This is a genomic window from Bdellovibrionota bacterium (assembly GCA_035292885.1).
Taxonomy (GTDB): Bacteria; Bdellovibrionota_G; JALEGL01; order JALEGL01; family DATDPG01; genus DATDPG01.
The window spans coordinates 1-21,439 of record DATDPG010000019.1 but is presented as its reverse complement, the minus strand read 5'-3'; the positions used below and the strand labels follow the sequence as shown (position 1 = coordinate 21,439).

The 21,439-nt window shown below is 54.8% G+C and carries 20 protein-coding genes; 4 read left to right on the top strand and 16 right to left on the bottom strand.

The genetic code is table 11. The features are described from left to right. Positions 1-57 precede the first annotated feature (57 nt). Complete coding sequence (locus tag VI895_01135) at positions 58-483, top strand: OsmC family protein (protein ID HLG18402.1); 426 nt, start codon at positions 58-60, stop codon at positions 481-483. 39 nt (positions 484-522) lie between these two features. Here the strand turns inward: VI895_01135 and VI895_01130 are convergent, their stop codons facing one another. Beyond that, positions 523-858, bottom strand: coding sequence for an RNA-binding protein (locus VI895_01130; GenBank protein ID HLG18401.1), 336 nt, complete (start codon positions 856-858; stop codon positions 523-525). Between the two features lie 143 nt (positions 859-1,001). Then, the gene (locus tag VI895_01125) at positions 1,002-1,499 is read right to left on the bottom strand and encodes a ferritin-like domain-containing protein (protein ID HLG18400.1); all 498 of its coding nucleotides are present in this window, start codon (positions 1,497-1,499) and stop codon (positions 1,002-1,004) included. Positions 1,500-1,592: 93 nt separating this feature from the next. Here VI895_01125 and VI895_01120 point away from each other — a divergent pair, with 93 nt between their 5' ends. Next, the gene (locus tag VI895_01120; GenBank protein ID HLG18399.1) at positions 1,593-2,408 is read left to right on the top strand and encodes a BtpA/SgcQ family protein; all 816 of its coding nucleotides are present in this window, start codon (positions 1,593-1,595) and stop codon (positions 2,406-2,408) included. 262 nt (positions 2,409-2,670) lie between these two features. On the opposite strand, the gene VI895_01115 is transcribed toward VI895_01120, so the two are convergent. The 6 genes from VI895_01115 to VI895_01090 all read right to left on the bottom strand — a co-directional run bounded on the left by VI895_01115 (position 2,671) and on the right by VI895_01090 (position 9,190). Beyond that, the gene (locus tag VI895_01115) at positions 2,671-3,309 is read right to left on the bottom strand and encodes a hypothetical protein (GenBank protein ID HLG18398.1); all 639 of its coding nucleotides are present in this window, start codon (positions 3,307-3,309) and stop codon (positions 2,671-2,673) included. An 8-nt stretch (positions 3,310-3,317) separates the two neighbouring features. After that, positions 3,318-4,364, bottom strand: a complete 1,047-nt coding sequence (locus tag VI895_01110) for a hypothetical protein (protein HLG18397.1) — start codon at positions 4,362-4,364, stop codon at positions 3,318-3,320. 55 nt (positions 4,365-4,419) lie between these two features. Further along, the gene (locus tag VI895_01105; protein ID HLG18396.1) at positions 4,420-5,571 is read right to left on the bottom strand and encodes a serine/threonine-protein kinase; all 1,152 of its coding nucleotides are present in this window, start codon (positions 5,569-5,571) and stop codon (positions 4,420-4,422) included. A gap of 24 nt (positions 5,572-5,595) precedes the next feature. Then, complete coding sequence (locus VI895_01100) at positions 5,596-7,416, bottom strand: ABC transporter ATP-binding protein/permease (protein HLG18395.1); 1,821 nt, start codon at positions 7,414-7,416, stop codon at positions 5,596-5,598. A 252-nt stretch (positions 7,417-7,668) separates the two neighbouring features. Beyond that, positions 7,669-8,361 carry a hypothetical protein gene (locus tag VI895_01095; protein ID HLG18394.1) on the bottom strand — a complete coding sequence of 231 codons (693 nt, stop codon included), beginning with the start codon at positions 8,359-8,361 and terminating at the stop codon, positions 7,669-7,671. 349 nt (positions 8,362-8,710) lie between these two features. Next, positions 8,711-9,190: a YbhB/YbcL family Raf kinase inhibitor-like protein gene (locus VI895_01090; protein HLG18393.1), complete on the bottom strand. Its 480-nt coding sequence runs from the start codon at positions 9,188-9,190 to the stop codon at positions 8,711-8,713. Positions 9,191-9,399: 209 nt separating this feature from the next. On the opposite strand from VI895_01090, the gene VI895_01085 reads away from it, so the two are divergent. Continuing rightward, complete coding sequence (locus VI895_01085) at positions 9,400-10,641, top strand: MFS transporter (GenBank protein HLG18392.1); 1,242 nt, start codon at positions 9,400-9,402, stop codon at positions 10,639-10,641. 129 nt (positions 10,642-10,770) lie between these two features. Here VI895_01085 and VI895_01080 read toward each other — a convergent pair whose 3' ends face one another. Continuing rightward, positions 10,771-11,106 (bottom strand): hypothetical protein, encoded by a 336-nt coding sequence (locus tag VI895_01080; GenBank protein HLG18391.1) that lies wholly within the window; start codon positions 11,104-11,106, stop codon positions 10,771-10,773. A gap of 48 nt (positions 11,107-11,154) precedes the next feature. Here VI895_01080 and VI895_01075 point away from each other — a divergent pair, with 48 nt between their 5' ends. Beyond that, positions 11,155-11,997, top strand: a complete 843-nt coding sequence (locus VI895_01075) for a HEAT repeat domain-containing protein (protein HLG18390.1) — start codon at positions 11,155-11,157, stop codon at positions 11,995-11,997. Positions 11,998-12,027: 30 nt separating this feature from the next. Here the strand turns inward: VI895_01075 and VI895_01070 are convergent, their stop codons facing one another. The 7 genes from VI895_01070 to VI895_01040 form a co-directional block, all read right to left on the bottom strand. Next, positions 12,028-12,999 (bottom strand): glycosidase, encoded by a 972-nt coding sequence (locus VI895_01070; GenBank protein ID HLG18389.1) that lies wholly within the window; start codon positions 12,997-12,999, stop codon positions 12,028-12,030. Positions 13,000-13,019: 20 nt separating this feature from the next. Continuing rightward, positions 13,020-15,293: a glycosyltransferase family 4 protein gene (locus VI895_01065; GenBank protein HLG18388.1), complete on the bottom strand. Its 2,274-nt coding sequence runs from the start codon at positions 15,291-15,293 to the stop codon at positions 13,020-13,022. Positions 15,294-15,385: 92 nt separating this feature from the next. Continuing rightward, positions 15,386-17,212: an ATP-binding protein gene (locus VI895_01060; protein HLG18387.1), complete on the bottom strand. Its 1,827-nt coding sequence runs from the start codon at positions 17,210-17,212 to the stop codon at positions 15,386-15,388. 12 nt (positions 17,213-17,224) lie between these two features. Next, positions 17,225-19,357 (bottom strand): response regulator, encoded by a 2,133-nt coding sequence (locus VI895_01055; protein HLG18386.1) that lies wholly within the window; start codon positions 19,355-19,357, stop codon positions 17,225-17,227. A gap of 280 nt (positions 19,358-19,637) precedes the next feature. Continuing rightward, complete coding sequence (gene moeB / locus VI895_01050) at positions 19,638-20,774, bottom strand: molybdopterin-synthase adenylyltransferase MoeB (GenBank protein HLG18385.1); 1,137 nt, start codon at positions 20,772-20,774, stop codon at positions 19,638-19,640. A gap of 5 nt (positions 20,775-20,779) precedes the next feature. Continuing rightward, positions 20,780-21,055: a MoaD/ThiS family protein gene (locus tag VI895_01045; GenBank protein HLG18384.1), complete on the bottom strand. Its 276-nt coding sequence runs from the start codon at positions 21,053-21,055 to the stop codon at positions 20,780-20,782. Continuing rightward, positions 21,045-21,439: M67 family metallopeptidase (locus VI895_01040; protein HLG18383.1), on the bottom strand; the 395-nt coding region annotated here is incomplete at its 5' end. The genes VI895_01045 and VI895_01040, both read right to left, overlap by 11 nt.

The following is a 21,439-nucleotide window of genomic DNA, read 5'->3' as shown; positions in this document are numbered from 1 at the left end:
TTCCCATGAGCCGTACTGAGGAAAATGGTATAAGCGGAAAACCCGAAAGGAGAACCGATGAAACGAACCGCCTCAGCCGTCTGGACCGGCGACCTGCAAAAAGGAAAGGGAACGCTTAGCACCGCCAGCGGAGTTTTAAGCAATACCCCGTATTCCTTCACAAGCCGTTTTGAAAACGGGAAGGGAACCAATCCGGAAGAGCTGATCGCCGCGGCTCACGCGGGCTGTTTTACGATGGCATTATCGGCGCGCTTAAGCAAAGCGGGCTTCCCGCCTGAAAAACTTTCAACGCAAGCGACATTGACGCTGGAGCAGGTCAGCGGAAATTGGACGATCACGACGGTGCACTTGGATCTCACCGCCAAAGTTCCCAACGCGAATCAAACCAAGTTCGATGAATTGGTGGCCGACGCAAAGGCGAATTGTCCGGTTTCGCAAGTGCTGAAAGCGAACATTACGCTTACGGCCAAGCTCGAAAAATAACGGAAGCCTCCGAAGAGGCTTCCGTTTAAAATTCAGCGTTTACCAGCGGGCGGAACGTTTGCCGTTGCCGCGATAATCGCGCGATCCCGTTGAATCGCCGTAATTAGCGGCTGAAAACTTCGGCTGCCGCTCCCGGGCTTCATTCACCGTAAGAGGGCGTCCGTCGATCTCTTTGCCGTTTAGAGCTTGAATCGCGTTCTCAACGCTTTCGGAGCCCGAGAGTTCGGCAAAGCCGAATCCACGGGACCGACCGGTTTCACGATCGCGAATAATTTGTACGGACGAAACCTGAAGTCCGTTCGACTCGATAAAGGCCTGAAGGGCCGTCTCGTCGAGGGTATAACTGCAATTTCCAATAAATAACTTCTTAGTCATTAACTTTTCCTTATCCGATTATCTTGATTTTAAGTTTATGTTTTGGAGCGCGATTAACGATCTAACCGGAAAAACTATCGATAGGCGGGCCTACAAAACTGTTGTCAGCGGCGTTTATCCCGCAATCCGAGCGGCTTGTCAAGTCAGCGGGGTTTGAGCATCATTCCGATATCTTCCTGAAGGGCCTGCAAATCTTCTTCGTGCTGCACCTCGTCCTGCAGAATTTGGAGCACCATGTTGTACGTAACGGGGTCCTTGTCTTTCGTCAGTTCCATCATTTTCTTGTAGACCCCGATCGCGCACTGCTCCCCTTTGACGTTCTGTTTTAAAAGCTCGACCACATCCGGGTTTTCCGGCGCGTCGTATCCACAGTTGGTTAATTTGTTCCACTTTTCCGGCGTCGTGACCGGTGTGCCTCCGAGTTGGACAATTCGATTGGAGACCATATCGGCATGGCGCAGTTCGTCCGTCGCGTGTTGCATTAGTTCCGCGATCACCGCTTCTTTCATGGGTCCTTTGGCGACCTTGGCGCCCAGCCAATACTGATAATACGCCAACCACTCATCGGCGAATGCCCGATTTAACAGACCAATTAATTCTTCGACATCCATTCCAACGATTTCACGACCTTTGCTTCCCATGGCGGCTTTTCTCCTTTCGGGAGCGAGGCTATTCCAAGAGCCCGTCGGTGTACAGGAGTTGCTCTCGATCTTGTTCCCGCTTAATCTGCCCGCGTGAGACCGACAGAGACAAAGGCTCTCTTTGGCGCTCCGAAGGCCCTTATCGGAATGGTCCATGTTCGTGCGTTGCCCGGAAGCCCGCGTTCGGAGTTGGCGATGAAGTCGATCGTCGAAACTGCGGTGTCGGAAGCGAAGGCTTATGAAAAGGCCGGCTTCCACGCCGTCATGATTGAAAACATGCATGACCGGCCGTATCCAGCTCGAACGGCGGATCCCGCGACAACCGCCGCCATGACGGTGATCGGACAGGAGGTGCGCAAATCGGTGCGCATCCCTCTCGGCATTCAAATTTTGACCGGCGCCAACCGCGAGGCCCTCGCTGTAGCACACGCCGTGGGTGCTTCGTTCATGCGCGCCGAGGCGTTTGTCTACGCCCATATCGCGCATAGCGGATTTATCGACGCTTGCGCGGCGGACCTTGTTCGCTACCGCCGATCCATCGGCGCCGAGGACGTGAAAATTATCGCCGATATTAAGAAAAAACACGCCGCTCACGCGATCACGCAGGATGTCGACATCGTGCAAGAAGCGACGGCGGCCGAGCGTTTTCTCGCGGACGGCGTCATTGTGAGCGGCAAGGAAACGGCCTCCCCCGCGGACCCGGAAAAAGTGAAACGGGTTTCCGAAGCCGTGAATATTCCCGTATGGATCGGATCCGGAATCACAAGTCGGAATTTGTCCGAATATCTTCCGCACGCCGACGCCATGATCGTCGGCTCTTCGCTCAAAGAAGGGGGCCTATGGTCGAATCCCCTTCGACCCGCCGCGCTCCAAGAACTCGTCTCCACATTCAACAAGCTATTGGCCTAAATTTTGTTCTGCTAAATTTCTTGGACGCCGGAGAAGACCTCGGTCGCCTTGCTCCAGGGCTCCGAATCCTCGTCCACGCCTCGGTTGCTTCGGCGAGGGTCCCTCGCCTTCCGCGTCACACCACGAAGTGGCGCATCGCGGAAGCGCGGAGGGGCCCCCGTCGTAGCGACCGTAGTGAACCGAGGAGACGAAGCCTTGGAGTGACCCGAACTCCAAAATCCCAAAACTTCTAAATTGCTAAGTCTATTTCGGCGACAGGACGCTAACTGCACGATTGACCCAGGACGTAACCAGTCTTGCAAAAACATTGGCACTGCGCCTGTTCCGCACCCGGCATACAGGTCGGCGTCACGTGCGCCGTGAAGGTGACCTGCCGGTCTTGAAGATCGGTCAGCGTCACGGTTAGAAGAAACGTGTTGTCATAAATATTCGAATCGGACCAGTTGTTCGGACAGAGAGGGATGTTGGAGAAGGTCGAAAGATCGGCCAGAGCGCTGCTTCCCCATCCATCTTCGACAGGAACCAAATTGAAGCTTCGGTTATCAAACTGAACCTGCTGCGTCGCTTCGTCTTGCAACGACGCCTCTAAACGGACGCCGCATGCGCCGAAGTTCATCGCTTTCACACCGATAAACATCACGCGCCCACCCTGTGGCGGTTCCATCAAGGAAATCGTCACCCCTTCACCGACATCGGTCGTCGATCCATTTTCTTGGCGCGCAAGTACGGTTATCTGAGGGTCCGAAGCTGCATCCCCGAACATCGCCGTCGTCCGTTCGCCGGAATCCGTGTCACACGTCGTCGTGGTCACGGTATTGGAGTTTTGGCCGGCGTCGTCGCCGCTGCAACTAGAGAGGAGAATCAACAAACAAATTGCGCTCCACGTCGTTGGATTTTGCATGGGGACCGTCAAAAGCAATTGATGTTATCGACCTTCGGATAATAGTAAACGAACACGTTGCAATGCTCGGCCAGCTGCGTGCTGTTTCCAAACGTGTAGCAACAGTCCTGAAGATCGCTCGGTGTATTGAAGTACGTGGCATCGAAAGCGTTCACGTCGCTGCACGTGAGGTCCCCCGGAGGGTTCTTCCATTCATATTCACAGGTGTACCAAATCCCGCCGTTGACCGGAACGACCGCGTCGAGTTCCGGCGAACGGGCCATCGGCGGTTCGTCCCATTCCAGAGATTGATAAAAGTGATCGGAATCCGGCGGCCGCGTGAGGGATACGCCGTCCCAGGTATAGAGATCGAATTGCTTCCCGCGGCTATGGAAGTGGCTGTTCGCCCCGATGATATGGATCGGCTCCGTATTACTGAAATGACAGGAGCCGTCGAACGCCGGTTCCGGATTTGATTCGCAAACGCGGATCGACTGCTTGGTAGCGAATAGAGTCCCCACCTCCGATCTAACTTCCGCGGCGGGCATCGTCCAAAAATTCACTTTCACGTGACCCACGGTCGGCGTTTGCTGCGTAACGGCGTTCACGTAGTGACTTTGAAGCATGATGACCTCCCCCGGCACGAAGCTCTCCGCAACGCCTTCGGGAAGCTTCCAATCCAAGTAACCCGATTCTTGGGAATTGACGATAAGCGGCCAATCGGCCCAATTCACGGAATCGGCGCAAGGGCCCACGCCGTCGGAGGCGGTTTGAATATCCCCGTTCGCGGGATCCAACTCGAGAATCGTCTTCACACGAAAAATATTCATATGGTGTGAACCCTCGTTTTGGGCGACTTCAAACTTGTTGATGTACACCGGATCGGTCCCTTCGCCCGGGATTTTGAAGAAATAACAATCCTGCTCTTCGGTGCCGAACGGGACGGAGATATCTTGGGTCTCGTATTGAAAGCCCTCGCCCTCCGGCGGAGGATCGAGACTTGCCGTAGTGGCCGAATCTCCCGAACACCCGAAAGCCAGCGATGCCAGATAAAAAGCCAAACTTCTTTTCAGCATTTCGTGGATTTAACCACCGCCGGTTCATTTCAGCAATTCTGATTTTGAACGCGTCTTACATCCATTTTGACACCCAAGAAGCGGCAAACCGGCCTGCCGAAGCCAAGACTTCCCAAAGCGTGATCCAGTCCGGGCGTAACGAAGGATGTCCAAAGTACACCTCTCCCAACAGGGCAAGCGCTAGCAAGAGCAGCAGATACGGCCTTAATCGAGAAACCCGTGGTTCGATTTCGGTCTCTTTGATGGCGGAAAACGCGGTAGCCAGTGGGCCGTCCACCGTGGTCTCCGTCACGCCCTTCGGGAAAAGATGAAACTCCGGAGAGACCATCCCTTCCTCGAGGAGGTACTTCCGGATCGTCACCCGTTCCCCTTGCGGAGTCACCTGGGAGAGGTATCGCTCCAGTTTGCGTCGAGCTTCCGTCGCGCTTGAAATCCTTTTAGTTACCTTTTTGTGCAGACATTTCCCGATTAAATCCCGCAAAGGTCCCGGATGCTTGCGGGAAGGCTTTGCGTACTTTCCTTTTCGAACTTCCTCAATGGCTTCTTGCAAGGTCGACGCTCGAAACGGCGTGCATCCCTCCAGCATTTCGAAAAGCACAACGCCGAAAGAGAATAAATCGCTTGAGAAATTAATCTCCTGGCCGAGCGATTGTTCCGGAGACATGTACGCTGGGGTGCCCAGGATCTGCCCCGGTTGAGTCATCGGCTCCAGCTCCGGACAGAGAGAGATGCCGAAGTCCATCAGCTTGACGATCCCTTCCGATGTGACAAAGAGATTTCCCGGCTTCACGTCGCGATGCACGACCCCGTAACGATGCAGATATTCGAGCGCCGTCAAAGCCTGAATGCCGATCGCCGTCGCGACGCGGGCCGGAAGCGTGACCGTTTTAGACAACAGTTCTCGAAGCTCGAACCCATCGCAATATTCCAAGATGATGTAGCGCGTGCTCCCGCTCATCCGGTAATCGTACAAGTGAATCAGATTCTCATGTTTGAAGTGCGCCCACATCGCCGCTTCGCGCTCAAAGCGCTTCGAGACTCCTTCCGACAATCGGGTTTCGGGAGCGAATCGTTTGATGGCCACATAGCGACCCAGAGTCTTTTGAACGGCTCGATAGACCGTCGACGTGGCTCCGCGCCCCAGGATCGAATCGACCGTGTAGTCGGGGAGGTCCCGTTCTAGAACTCTTTGACCGTCCGCCGACATCACGCGACCAACACGAGCATCGTTTTACCCGGCCGCTCTTTTTCGAATTTCCTCGCCAAATTCCTCCTCATACCGCTCCGCCTCTTGTTGGCGCGCCCACATCGATGCGTATTCGCCCCCCTTAACGAGCAGCCGTCCGTGCGTCCCCCGCTCCACGATTCTACCCTCCTTCAAGACAAGAATTTCATCCGCATCCACGACGGTGGAAAGGCGATGGGCAATCATCAACGACGTCCGGTTTTTCGATACGTCATACAAAGAGGCTTGGATGTCCTTTTCGGTGTGCGAATCGAGTGAGGAGGTGGCCTCATCGAACAGAAGGATCTGCGGGCTCTTCAAAATTGTGCGGGCGATCGACACCCGCTGTTTCTCTCCGCCGGACAACTTAAGCCCCCGCTCCCCCACGACAGTCTCATATTTCGCCGACAGGTTCTGAACGAAATCGTCAATGTGAGCCAAACGCGCAGCCTCGAGCACTTCCTCTTCCGTCGCCCCGACACGCCCATACCGGATGTTGTAACCGATCGTGTCGTTAAACAACACCGTATCTTGGGGTACGATCCCTATGGCGGATCGCAGGCTCTCCTGCGTTACTTGCCGAATATCCTGGCCGTCAATCCGAATCGCCCCGGATGTCACGTCGTAAAACCGAAACAGAAGGCGGGAAATCGTCGATTTTCCGGCGCCGCTCGGTCCCACAATCGCCACCGATTTTCCCGGCTGAACGCGGAAACTGACATCTTTCAAAATCGTGCGGTCGGAAGCATAATAAAAGCCGACCTTGTCGAATTCAATCTCGCCCCCATTCACGACGAGTTTGCTCGCGTTCGGAGCATCTTGGATCGTGGGATATACCGCCAAAAGTCCGAACATCTTTTCCATGTCGATCAGTCCCTGCTTGATCTCCCGGTAGACGAACCCGAGAAAGTTCAGCGGCAGGTAAAGCTGGATCAAATAGGTGTTCACCATCACGAAATCGCCGACGCTCATCTTTCCCTCGACGACGCCGCGGCCCGCCATAACCATCAAGAAAATCAGGCCGGTGCCGATGATCGTGCCCTGCCCGATATTCAACAAAGAAAGGCCCAGTTGGCTCTTCACCGACGCCGTTTCGTACGCGGCCAGGGACCGATCGAATCTTCGGTGTTCATGAGTCTCGTTGCCGAAATATTTGACGGTTTCGAAATTCAACAGGCTGTCGACCGCTTTCGTATTGGCTTCGGTGTCGGTTTGGTTCATCTCGCGGCGGTACCGCAACCTCCAGTTCGTAATGCCGAACGAATAGCCGACGTACAACACAATCGTGAGGAGGACCACGGCAGCAAAGCCGGCGTTGAATCGCTGGAAGAGAATCGCCGTGACCAGGAAAATTTCGACCAACGTCGGCAGGATGTTGAACAGCATGAACGTCAATACGAATTGAATCCCCTTGGTTCCGCGATCAATCACGCGGGAGAGGCCTCCGGTCTGCCGTTCCAGATGAAAACTGAGCGGTAGCGCGTGGAGGTGCTGAAAAGTCTTCAGGCCGATGACTCTCTGGGCGTTCTGCGAAACTTCAATGAAGACGAGGTCGCGCAATTCCCCGAATAATTGGGCGAGCACCCGGGCCAAGCCATACGCCACGATCAAGAAAAGCGGCAGCGTAAGAACCGACGGCTGCGGCGCCAGAGCATCAACGCCGAGTTTAAAAAGATAGGGGACGCAGACGTTGACGGCTTTGCCGAGAAGGAGGAATCCCATCGCCGCCACGACTCGCATCCGGAGATCCCGCCGGTCGGGCGGCCAGAGATAGGTGACCAAGGTTCCCAGCGTTTTCCATTGGCTTCTGGACTCCGAATCGTTCACGCCATCTCTATAAAGGAGAACAGGGCCCCCGCCAACCTTGTGAGGGGAAATCTTAATTTACGGCGGCGGATGCAGCTCACATCCCGCAATAATGCATTACGAATGAAATCCCTCTATATTGCGGATGAGGATCTCCGCCAGCCGCCTTTTCGACGACTCTCCGCGATTATCAAAGATGATAGTGCCGTTTCCAGGTCGTCGGCTTCGTGCCGCCGAAATCGGGATTGACCATCAAAGCACTTCCCACCGCGCCTATTTCTTTCGAAAGAGTGTTTTGAGCCTGGATCCGATCCTTTGGGCGCTGCCCGAGACCGATCTACCCAGATCCGTCGCTCCCGTGGCGACACCAAGTAGAACACGTCCGAGGAGCAGGTCGACCACATGAGCGGGCGTGACTCCCCCGGACTTTTTACCGATGTCCGTTAGATGTATGTCCGGAATCGAAATCGTGTTCATTTGGCCCAACAGTTCAAGATGAACCTTGGCCTCTTTGAGCCAGAGATCATCGATAACCACTTTCGTCGACGAACTCTTTTCTCCTTTCCGCCCCGATTCGGCAGGCACGAAACTTTGGACGTTCCTTTGAATCGTTTCCAGATTGGCCCCCTCTTTCGTAATCTCCGGTGCTTCAATGAGAACGGAGCGGACGTGAATGACGTCGCTCGCAAGCGAAGTCGGGTTAAGCGAGATGCGGAAATTCTTCAGTTTAACCGCCGACTCCGATTTAAAACCGGCCGGGTTGCCGATCACGAGGCCACGGATCCGCCCACTCCCCGTGAATGGCGAGAGCGTTACCAGACTCACGTCGACTGCCGTCTTGGTCACTTTGGGGCCGACACTTTTGATTCCTGCTTTGATGATTGACCCAAGAAAAAAATAAGGAGTAATCAGGAGAAGCAGGAGCAGGACTGCTATTCCAAGGAACCATGTCTTAATCCGTGGCATACAACCTTCCACTCCCGGACCCTCGCCAGGTAATCGGCGAGCTGGTCCATCGTTCCGGTCCGGCGTTGGTTTCAGACGGGTGGATCATCAATGGGATAAAGGAGCCGGAAGTGCCATCTCTTGCAACGGAACGATCTTGTTTTCCCCCGGCGCGTGGAAGCACTCGTCGGGCGGCCAAAGTTCCGTTCTCAGCACAACGTTTTTCGTGGACCGGTCACGCAGGTCACCCGCCTCGAAATACGCTTGGAACTCCAGGGACGGAGGGAAGCTCAGTTCATAATGGACGGCAGAGATGCCACCTCGGCTCCTTCGTTCATGGGTGAGCCCCGATCCCGGACTCATCTTTTACCTACCTTTTTTGCTTCTCGTAGGTGCCCAAGAGATCCGATTTGCCAAGGATGCTGTCTTTCATCGCTTTTTCAAGCCCCTGTTTGGTCGGAGTTCCCAAATCGGGAAGATCCTTGGAGAGGGCATAGAGCTTGAAGAAATAGCGATGTTCTCCGATGGGCGGACAGGGTCCTCCGTAGCCGGTCCGTTTCCAGTCGTTCAAGCCTTCTTTGGTGCCTTTCGGGAGATCCGTCGCACGAACCGCTTCCTTCAACTCCGCTGTCGACGCCGGTATATTATAGAGAACCCAATGCACCCAGGTCATTTTGGGAGCTTTGGGATCGGGAGCATCGGGGTCATCGCATATCAACGCAAAGCTCTTGGTTCCCGTGGGGGCTCCCGCCCATGAAAGTTGCGGCGAGATATCCTTCCCTTCACAGGTGTATAGGGAAGGGATTTTTCCCTTGTGATCGAAGTTCTTGGACTGAATTTTGAATTCCATGTTCGCACCTCCATTGTCTTGGGCTAAGCCGGTTGAAAGGCAAAGTGAGCAAAACCCAAGGATGAATAGATTGGCTGCCTCCAAAATACGCATGATCGGTTCCCTGGATAGTCCAAATACCGAACGTTCGCAATAGAGGCTCGAACTATTTCCGCTAGATGTGAGAACAATCTTAGACAAAAGAATTGTCTGATAGAATTTTGAAGCCCGTGAAAGACACCCCAAAGAAACTTCTCAATGAGTACGAGCGTCCCACCCGTACGCATTATCGGATTCTCTGGTTGAGCTGGGCCGGCTGGGTATTCGATTTCTACGATCTGATTCTTTATACCTTCCTCGCCTTTCCGATCGGCGCCGAGTTCAATCTGTCCAACGAACAACTCGCTTACGTTCTCGGCGCGTCGCTTACGGCCACGGCGATCGGCGGAGTGATATTCGGAGTCCTCTCCGATCGTTACGGCCGGCGGAACGTCCTTCAGTGGACGATCCTCACGTACAGTCTCGGAACTTTTCTCTGCGGCTTGTCGGCGAATATTTCAACGCTCGTCGTTTTTCGAATCATCACCGGTCTCGGCGTGGGCGGGGAATGGGCGACGGGCCAGACCTATGTCGGCGAAACCTTCCCTCCCCGCATGCGTGGGCGGTACGGCGCGTACGTTCAGACCGGAGCGCCGGTCGGAATCGCCCTTGCCTCCGTGGTGGGAGGCCTGATCGCCCCGCTCATCGGTTGGAGGGCGACTTTCTTTATCTCGATCCTTCCCGCGCTCCTGGTGATCGCCATCCGAAAGAGCATGCCGGAGTCGGACGTCTGGTTGGACCGCAAACGAACGGTTCCTTCGGAGAGCAAATTTCTGAGTCTTTTTTTTGCGCCCTTCCGAAAACTGTTTTTCCTTTCGTTGGTCCTGGCCGTTTTCGACATGTCCGCCTATTGGTTCACCTATTCCTGGCTCCCCGGCTATCTGCACCAACAAAGGCAATTCTCGTTGGCCAAGTCGACTCTCTGGATGCTCATCACGCAGAGCGGTGGATTTCTCGGCTACTGGACGTTCGGGTTTTGCGCCGACCGATGGGGAAGAAGGCCGGCCTATTCGATCTATTCTTTTCTGATGGCTCTCGGACTCACGATGATCACGATCTTTTGGAACTGGGTCGCCGTATATCCCCCCGTGATTTTAGGATTCATGTTCCTGGTGGGATTCGGCACCGGGATGTTCGGCGGTTACGGGCCTCTCTTTTCGGAACTCTTCCCCACGTCCATTCGCAACACCGCGATGGGCGCGGCTTTCAATCTTGCCCGCGGAGTGCAGTTCTTCACGCCGGTCATCATCGCCAAAGTGGCCCATCGCTACGGTCTCGGCGGCGGAATTTTCCTGGCTTCCTTTTTCGCGATTCTCACCGGTACGTGGATCTGGCTATTCCCCGAAACGAAAGGGAAGAAAGTGACACATTAACCAATCCGCCAGCTCTTTAAGGGAATATACCTCATGTATCGGCCTCGCGTCGCCGGAGCGCGGGTTCCGATTCCGGTTGATCCACGCCGCAGGGATGGAAGGCCACAATGAAAATAGAATCTCACGATCTCACCGGCCCAAAAAATCGCTGAACCCCTTCTCCGAGCTGCATAGATTCGAGTAACCTCCCTCGATTTTTCGGACGTACTCGAGAGTTTGGCGGTGCCGCCATCGCGGAACTTTGGGGGCCACGACCACAATGGAGGGCCAGACGCGATCGTCAAGATTCTCTTGCCGCGCCGTTTCTTTCGCTTTGAGGATAGTATTCCGGCCCGCATTATAGCTTCCGAACATGAAGCTTAAGCGATCCGGAATCGAATCGTGGTCGCGCCACGAATTCCACAGCTGTCGATCGTAAAAAATGCCGGCGGCGATATTCCACGTAGGGTCGTTGATCTTTCCCAATATTGAGTCCGATAATTCGCCAGTCCATAAAAACCTTTCTCCCGAGCGATGATTCGCCGGCATTATACATGGGCGGCCCGCCGCACCGACGATTTCTCCGATTTGTCCTGGACGAATCGGGAATACGTCGGTAGGTATGGATCGCAGGTCCCGGACATGTGGCAGGAACGGATGAAATTCTGGCTTGCGCCCGTAAGAAAAATTAAACTGTTCCGTCGGAAGACTATTGTGGCAGGGTGGATTTCAATTTTCGTCCTCGGCTGGGCCGGAACGTGTTTCGCCTTCCAAGTCTCAGCGCCCGCGCCGACACCCGTTGTCTCCCCGACGCGGTCGGTGTTCCCGGTTGCCACGCCAACCCCCGCGGTTCCCACACCCTCTCCAACGCCCACAAGAAGTGCCCGGGAATGGGCGAAGGATTTGGCCGATCCCGATCCAAAAAAACACACGGCGGCCGCGAATGCATTGGAGGAAATGCGGGAGCAGGCGATCCCGGAATTGATCGAGACTCTGTCGAGCCGTTCTCCGCTTGCCCGGGCACTTTCGGCCACACTCCTTTGGAAGTTGGGCCTGCCCGCTAATTCCGCAACGCCCAAGTTGAAGTCGATTCTGGCCAGGGACAAGGACGAAGGCGTGCGACTTCGGGCCGCGCAAGCGCTGAGCAGGATTGAAGCCAATCCGGACTACGTCGTGCCTCACCTGACGAAATGTCTCAAAACATGTTCCGCGTGGGGCAGGTCGGAAGCGGCCAAGATCCTCGGGGAATTTGAGCCGGCCGCGAAACAGGCGCTACCGGCCCTGAAACATGCCTTGAAGGATTCCAACAAAGACGTGCGAAGTTCGGCTAAAGAAGCGATCCGAATTATTGAAGGGGACGGAGGCTCCCGGAATTAATCCTAGGAGATTCGATTGCGCGGCTCAGGCTCACACCGGAAAGCGTTCGGGGCGGCCGTTTTGGTCAAGCCAACTCAATAATTTTTGAAGGCTCGCGTTGGCCAAGGCGATGCACGTGTCCGCCGCTCCATAATATAGATGAATCGTGTCCCCATCCGGATCGATGGTAAGCCCGCACGGAAAGACGACGTTGCCTACATCCCCTTCCCGCTCGTAGGTCTCTTCGGGTCCGAAGATCCACGTTTCTCCCCGCAAAAGACAATGTTCCACACGTTTTAAATCCAACAGCGCGAGGCCCAAACGATAGAGACCTCCGGCGGCCGTGTGTCGCACGCCGTGGTAAATCATCAGCCAACCTTGCGGCGTTTCAATCAGAGGCGTGTTGAGACCGATCTTGTTGGCGTCCCACCACGCGCCCCGCCGGGCTTGAAGCACAAGCTTGTGGTCCCCCCAATGCCGGAGATCGGGCGAATACGAACTCCAGATGTGCGACCCAAGCGGCGTGGAGGGCCGGTGAATCATGACCCATCTCCCATCGATGCGATGGGGAAGAAGCGCGGCATCTTTGTCTTCGGGAGGCATTACGACGCCCAGGCGCTCGAACGTTCGGAAGTCTTCCGTCAACCCAATGGAAACTCCCGGCCCGCCCCTAGAAAAAGACGTGTACACGACCGCATATTTCTTTAATTCCGCGAGATACGTGATCCGGGCATCCTCGATTCCCCAAACTTCCTCGGGATGATTCTCGGGATCGGGTTTGAATGTCGGCTGAGAATCCACCTGCCAACCGTCGACTCCATTCTTCGAGCGCGCGGCGCAGAGATGCGAATGCCCGGTGCGGTCCTCCACCCGGCAGAGAAGCAGGGTGGTTCCATCCGCCAGGCGCGTGGCCCCGGCGTTGAAGACCGTGTTTACGGCATACGACCAATCGGTGGCCGAAAGAATGGGATTTCGTTCACTTCGGACGAAAAGATCGTCGTATTCCTTTTTCCCCGGGCTCATGCACCACTCCGTTTCTTGTTTTAAATTTGCAGCACTTGATCGGCCAGCCTGAGTTCCAAGAGCGCCATCAAGAACGCCAACGTCGATTCGGCTCCCTGATTCTGATTGACGCGATCGGAATGAAGCCCGTCCCTGCAACCTCCGGTGGAGGGATCGTAGAGCGGAAGCCTCAGGTCGTTGCGGCCCAGGAACCATTCAAAGGTGCGCTGCGCATCCTTCCGCCACTTCTTGTCGGCCGTGATGCGATACGCTTCCAGGTATGCGGACACCATGGTTTGCGCCTCGATCGGCTGCTGATCAAAGCGCGCCCGGTCGCCTCCCCGACGATAGAATCCAGAAGACCCGATCGGAACGAAGTGACCCTCGTTGGCTCCCTGGATGGAGCCAAGCCACGAAAGCGCCCGAAGCCCCGTTTCGATGTATGCGGAGCGCCCCAAAGCGGAACCCGAAACAAGGAGCGCCTGGGCGAGTGAGGCGTTCGAGTACGTCAGAACGTCTTCAAACCATGTCCAGTCCGCGGACGCGTTGCGGGCGAACATTTCCGTCAATCGCTCGGCGAGCATCTCCTGCATTTGGCGGGCGTCGCGGTCGCCGGCATAGCGCTTGAGGTAATCGTGCAACCCGAGAAGCGTGAAAGCCCACGAACGCGGGCTCGTGCAGTCTTTCATCGCCTTTAAAGCCGTGTTGAAAAGTTGTCCCGCCAGGGCGGCCCGCTCTGAATCCCGCGATCGGCCCGACACGCTCCCCAAGGCCCAGAGAGCCCGCCCGTGGCTGTCATCCGAACCCATTTCCTCCGACCAGCGCCGGTCGAATCCGAGAAAATTCCGGAAACGTCCGTTTTCGGGATTGTACGCGTAAGAGACAAAAGCCAGATACCGAGCCGGCAGATCTTCCGTTTCCTGAACCTCTTCTTCCTCCCCAAGGTCCTCGAGAAGTACCGTAAGGATCAAGCCCCGCGTGTTGTCATCCGTGGTGTACCCCTCACGATAGTTGGGGATGGTGTGAATCGCATGCTGAAAAAGGCCGGTTTCATCGGTGAGCCGGTTCAGATGATTCAGGGACAACGGAGGTAATTCGGCGGGCCTTTGATCCAGCGTCCGGACCGAAAAGGGCTTCGGCCGCCGCCTCCGATGCTCACGCACCTCTTCGAACGTCTGCATGTATCCGGCGGCCACTTTCGACCAGATCATCTCCCGGCCGAAAAGATACGCCCGTTTCCGGATGGCATGCCGGTCGGCTTCCGTCTGAAGGAGCTCGATCACTCGACCCGCGATGGCCTGCGCGTCTCGGAAGGGAACCAGGATTCCGCGGCCGTCGGCGAGGAGTTCCTCGGCGTACCAGTACGGCGTGGAGATCACGGGTTTGCCGGCCGCCACCGTATAAGCGAGCGTTCCCGAGCAGATCTGCTCGCGGTTCAAATAAGGCGTCACGTAGAGATCCGCGGCCCCGATGAACTCCACCAACTCCTCGATATCCACAAAACGATTGTGGAAAACGACGTTTTGATTCACGCCCAGGTCCGCGGCCAGCCGCTCCAGTTGCAGGCGGTACAGTTCGCCATCTTCCTTCAGCACATTCGGATGAGTCGCCCCGACGACGATGAAGACCAGGTTCGGGTATCGCTCCAGAATCGCCGGAAGGGCCTCGATCACATACTCGATCCCCTTGCTGGGCGAGAGCAGCCCGAACGTGAGAAGGACGGTCTTCCCCTCCACACCGAAGCGGTCCTTGTGAAAATTGGGATCCACAAACGGGACGTCGGGTGCCCCGTGGGGGATCATCTGGATCCGGTTCGACGGGACATGGTAGATCTCTTCGAGAAACTTCACGCCCCGCTGGCTCAGCACCACCAGACGGTCCGAGAGCCGCGTGAGTTCTTCCATCACTTTTTTCTGATTCGGGTCCGGGTTCTCCAAAATCGTATGGAGAGTCGTGACCACCGGCATCCGGAGTTCACTCAAGAGCGCCAGGATGTGGCTTCCCGCCTTCCCCCCATAGATCCCGTATTCGTGCTGCACACAAACCACATCCACATTGTTGATGTTGAGAAAATCGGCGGCACGCCGATAGGAGGAAAGATCGTCCTGGGCGATCTCAAAACGGACGCGGGAAGGATAGTCGTACCCCTCGTCCGTATCATTCACAGGGGCGGCAAACACATCGGTATTGGGGAACTGGGTTGAAAGGGCCTCGCAGAGATCCGTCGTGAACGTCGCGATGCCACATTGGCGTGGGAGGTAATCGCCGATCGCCACGATCCGCTTGATATTCGACGTGCCCGCCGGCTCGTTCATCCCGACCCTTCTACGCCTTTGCGAGAAGAGATACCAGCGACAACGCCGCGCCAAGTGGCGTGCCGTCTATCTCCGGATCAAACATTACCTCCTTAAACGAGCTTGGGAGAACCGGCGCGTCGGCGAGCGATATCTTGTCTCAAGATTTGATTGACCTTCTCTAACAACTCCTTTCGGGTGAACGGTTTTTGAAGAAACATTTCTTTCGATTCGAGAATCTCATGGTGTTCGATCACCGATCCGGAATAGCCGGACATAAAAAGGACCTTAACTTTTGGATCAATCGCGCGCAGTTTTTTCACCAAAAGGGGTCCTGAAATTTGCGGCATGATAATGTCTGTCACGACTAAATCAGGCTTTTTTCGTTGTGTTTCAAAGAGGTGAAACGCATCCATCCCATCTTCCGCCGGCAAAACCCTGTAACCACCCATTTCTAAGATCCGGCGAGTGATATTACGCACTTTCGGATCGTCTTCCGCCAGCAACACAAGCTCCCCGTTGCCCGCGGAAACAGCGGGCTGCGCTTCCGTTGCGACACGCGCAATATGCGTCTTGGTAACCGGCAACAACACCTTAAACGTCGTTCCCTTGGCCGGCTCCGAATAGACCCAAACATTCCCCAGCGATTGTTTGATGATTCCGTAGACCACCGACAAACCCAACCCCGTCCCTTTGTCGCTGGGCTTGGTGGTGAAAAACGGCTCGAAAATGCGAGCCGCTGTTTCTGCATTCATGCCGATCCCGTTGTCACTCACGCTCAACTGAACGTATTCTCCCGGCGTCACTCCTTTTCGCTGGCTTGCATAGGCCTCATCCACGGACACATTTGAAGTCTCAATTACAATCTTCCCCCCCGAGGGCATCGCATCACGCGAGTTCGTGAAAAAATTCATGAGGATTTGCTCTAAATGCCCGCGGTCCATGTTTATATCGTTCAGATCATCGGCAAGATCGGTCTTAAGAGTGATATCCTCGCCAATCGTCCTTCGGAGGATTTTTTCCATTTCTCGCACGACGTCGTTTACGCACAAGGTCTCAACCTTCGGGAGATCTCGGCGGCTGAAGATCAGAAGCCTTCGGGTCAGGCCTACAGCCCGCAGGGCGGCTTGTCGAATCTCTTCAACATCCGCCCTGACCGGGTCCTGGCCGTTCAGTTGCTGAGAGACGAAGTCTCCGTAATTTAAGATAACCGAGAGAATATTATTGTAATCGTGCGCGATTCCTCCCGCCAATCGGCCGAAGGACTCCATCTTTTGAGCCTGGCGAAGCTCCTCCTCAAGCTGAACTTTCTCCGCCTTTGCCCGCTGTTGTTCAGTGATATCCTGACTGAGAATAAGATACCGCTCGATCGCTCCCGCTTCGTTCCTCACGCCTGAAACAACTCCGTATTGCTCGCCTATTTCATCATTTTTCTTTTTAAAGCGAAGTTCGCCCGACCAGTACTCTCCTTTTTCGATCGCATGGAGAAGGTCGGCTTCCGCCTGAGACGTTCCATCCGAAAATAGAAAGGACCTCCAGTTCAAGCTCGGCAGGTCTTCTTTAGAATATCCATTCACATCCATGAAACGGTCATTGGCGTATTTGACGTTTCCCGCTTTGTCTACGATAACGAAAATATTTCCGCTCTTCTCGATGGCTGTCGTAAGAGAGTTTCGCTGCTCCAGCGTTCTCCTGAGCGGTTGCATGAGAAAAAAATATGCCGTGGGAAGAAGCACGGAAACGATGCAAAGAGCCTCGATCAGCCAGTGATACGGGCCCAATCTATGGAGAAATCGTTCCCCCGATACGTGCAGCCCCCCGAGAACCAAGAAAACCATGAGGGCCACCCACCCGAAATTGAACCAAAAAACCGCTTCACGAGGATCAAAGCTGACCGGCCACCTAACTCCAAAGACCTTTCGATAGTGTCGCGCTATCATTGTGCCTTCCTCTTACCCTGCCCCTTCACTCGCGATCGAGAGCGCGTGTTGGTGGATGAGTTCCGAGAGCCTCTCCGGTTTGACCGGTTTCGAAATATAGCCATTCATGCCCGAATCGAGACACTTCTGTTCGTCGCCCTTCATCGCATAGGCTGTCAAGGCGACGATTTTAGTATGCGCATTTGGGTTGTTGCTCTCACGGATCCGCTTTGTCGCCTGGAAACCGTCCATTTCGGGCATTTGACAGTCCATAAGAATGAGGTCGTATTTCTTATGACCCGCCGCGAAGATGGCTTGGACGCCGTTTTCAGCTAGATCGGCCTCGTGACCCATCCTTTTCAAAAGTGCCAGGATGATTTTCTGGTTAATAACATTATCCTCCGCCACGAGAATACTCAGCCTCGTCGCGACGGCGGTCGTTGGCGGCAAGGGCCTTTCACTTTCCTCAGGCGCCGGCGGTACTTCACGATGGAAGATCGCTTCGAGGCACTCATAGAGCGTGTAGCGCTTAACCGGTTTCGTCAAAAAAGCATCAAAACCAATGTTCTTAAATCGGCTCTTTTCCCCGATGTCGCCGGCTGAAGTTAGCATCACCAGCGGCGTGTCTTGCAGCAAGGCGTCGTTTTTGATCGCCTTCCCCATCTCCTCGCCGTTCATGTCCGGCATCTGGAAATCCAAAATCGCCGCGGCAAAAGGAGCGTGTTCACTAACCGATTTGTAAAGCAACATCAGCCCGGCGGTGGGATCTTTTGCGGTGCTGACTTTAGCGCCGACCATCTCAAGTTGTCGCTTCAGAATTTGGCGATTCGTGGCATTGTCATCCACGATCAGTATCTTTCTATCCCTTAATGACTTGAAGGAATGGAGCATTTCCTGTCGATCTTTCGCAATGATCTGCAGCTTGAGGTCGAACCAGAATTCGCTCCCTTGCCCGGCGGAGCTCTTAAAAGAAATCTCGCCGCCAAGCAGCTGCGCAAGTTTGCGCGTAATGGCCAACCCGAGTCCCGTCCCTTGGTATTTTTTTGTTGTCCCGCCATCGGCCTGAAAAAACTCTTCAAACAGACGATCTTGCTTGTCTTCCGGGATGCCGATTCCCGTATCCTTAACCGTGAATCGGATCGTCATATACTCCCCTTGCCGGTCCACGGGTCGCACCGAGAGACTGACTTCCCCCTCTTCCGTAAATTTCACGGCATTCGATATAAGGTTGACGAGAATCTGCCGAAGCCTTAACGGATCCGTTCGAACTCCTTCGGGAAGAAGAGTGTCAAGATCGCAGAGCAACTCGACGCGCTTTTCGAATGCCTGCAATGCCATCATTTCGACGACCTCCTCGACAATCGTGCGCAAGGAACAGTCCACGGCCTCAATCTCCAGCTTACCTGATTCCATCTTCGCAAAATCGAGGACATCATTAATGATTCGCAACAATGATTCCGCGCTCTTGGTGACACTTTCAACATATTCACGTTGTTCGTTATCCAACTTTGTGTCGAGAAGCAGTCCGGCCATACCCATGATACCGTTCAAGGGTGTTCGTATCTCATGGCTCATGTTTGCAAAGAACGAGTCCTTTGTCCGCGCCAGAGCTTCCGCTTGGGTGCGGGCCTGAAACTCCAGGAATCTTTCAATGGCCATGCCGAGATAGCCGGCGATCGCCTCCAGTAACTTGAGGCGGCGAGCCTGAAATGGCGGGTCTTTATCGGTATAAAGGAACATGACTGCGATGGTTTTTCCATTCGACTTGATGGGCAAGATGTAATGCCCATGCTCCGTCATTCCGGCGAAGGTGTGTTCGTGACGCTTATCGGTAAAAGAGCTATTGCTTACGATACTTTCACCGGACTGGGCGACCCGGCCACACAGGCAAGCGCCCATGGGAATGACGGCTTCCTTGGCGAGAAATTCATCCGTAAAGGAACCGTACGACCTTGCTAACTTGAGCCGCTTCTCCTTCTCATCGACAAGAAAAATGCCGCCCTTGGATTCGATTTCAAGTCCCGGGAGTTCAACAACCGCTTTGAGGCAACGATCCAAGAGCTCGTCAAGATTTCTGCAATACTGAGCCGCGGTGAGAATATTGAAGAGAACTCTGACGTCCTGTTCATCCATGACAGCCGGTACGGAAGTTTCCGCGGAATCCATGAACCCTCCTCTTTAAATACGCCGCGCGTGTTGTGATGTTATCAGGCTATCAATACTTTAGAAGGGAGCCGTCTAGCCAAAAATGGCGCGAAGAAAAATTGGCGTGCAGTTTGGCTCAAAAGCGGATCACAAAATCTTGTGACGTTCGGGACCACGTCGAGCACGAATGCGACCAATTTTTGGGTAGTCTTGTCGTTTGCACGGGCCGCCCGGCCAAGACGCATGCCTCCCTTTCGGCTTTCACCTCATACTCGGAATGGGAACGCCCCGGGGGCACCGGTCAATATTTTGGAACGGACGGATCGATTTCATTCGACCAGGCGTTGATTCCGCCCTTTAGGCTCATGACTTTTTTAAATCCGGCTTTGCGAAGTTGGTCGGCGGCGGTTTGCGAGCGTTTCCCCATTTTGCAATACGCAATGATTTCCTCGCCCAGGTTCAGTTCATTCAGACGGTTCGGCACCTCACGCAGCGGAATGAGTTTCGCCCCCTCCAAATGACAAATCGAGTACTCGTTCGCTTCCCGGACATCAAGAAGAACGAACTTGTCCCCTCGATCGATCCGAGTTTTCAGCTCTTGAGGCGTAATCTCGAACGCCTCTTCCACCACCGGATCCGGTCGAATCCCGCAAAATTCGTTGTAATCGATCAATTTTGTGATCGTCGGCCGGTCGGAGCAGATCGGACATTCCAGGTTCTTTCGTAATTTGAGCTCTCGGAACTTCATCGAAAGCGCATCGTAAAGAAGAAGGCGGCCGATCAACGATTCTCCGCGGCCCAAAATCAGTTTCACCGTTTCCGTCGCCTGAATCGTGCCGATGACCCCAGGAAGAATTCCCAGGACACCTCCTTCCGCGCAGCTCGGGACAAGTCCGGGAGGCGGAGGGACGGCATAAAGGCAGCGGTAGCATGGCCCTCGCGTGGCATCAAACACCGATGCCTGCCCCTCGAAACGAAAGATGGAGCCATACACGTTCGGCTTCTTCAGCAACACGCAGGCGTCGTTCACCAGATACCGCGTCGGATAATTGTCCGTACCGTCCACAACGATGTCGTATCGTCCGATGATCTCCATGGCATTTTCCGAAGTGAGCTTTGTCTCATGCGTTTCGATCACAACGTTGGGATTCATGTTCGCGAGTCGATCCTTCGCGGCACCCAGTTTGGAACGGCCCACATCGTCCGTTCCATAGATGACTTGACGGTGCAGGTTCGAGGCGTCCACGCGATCAAAATCGAGAATGCCGATCCGTCCGATGCCCGCCGCGGTCAAGTAAAGACCGAGAGGAGCGCCGAGCCCCCCGGCGCCGATCATCAGGACCGATGCTTGTTTCAAGCGCTCCTGTCCCTCCGTCCCGACCTCCGGCATGATGAGATGGCGGCTGTACCTTTGGACCTCTTCTTGCGACAGCGACATTTTCCTCATCCTCCCGCTATCGACGGAACGATCGTCAGGGTATCGCCATCCTTGAGCGGCGTGGCGTCCTTTTTTAAGAAGCGCACATCTTCGTCATTCAGATAAACGTTCACAAAGTTTCGGAGAACTCCTTTGTCATCAAAAAGATGTTTCCTGAGATCCGCATATTGCGCGGTCATGTTTCGCAGGACTTCGCCTACCGTGTTCCCCGCCATTTCGAGGCTGTCCTTTTCTGCCGTGTAGGCTCGGAGCGGAGTGGGGATCAGTACTTTAATCGACATATTCGTTCTCCCTTCGGATCTCTTCACTTAAAAATTCCCCATTCTCTCGATTCATCGTCCATGAAGTAAATCCCTTGGACTTCCCTTTTTCAACCCCCACAACGACGTACGAGTAACCTACCCACGCGTTTACCCGATCGAACTCGCTCGGCGCTGCCGGATGATCGGGATGAGAGTGGTAGATTCCAACGATATCCAGATGATCGGCGCGAGCCCCTTGATCAGCCATCATGAATTCTTTCGGGTCAATCGAATAGCGCCGCCCGCGGCTTTCGCCTCCATAATTTTGAGAAGGTTGAACTCGAATTACCCGTCGGTCTCCTTCAACCGCACGGCCGATAAGAAAACCGCACCCTTCCTCCGGGTAACACTTCTCCAGATGTT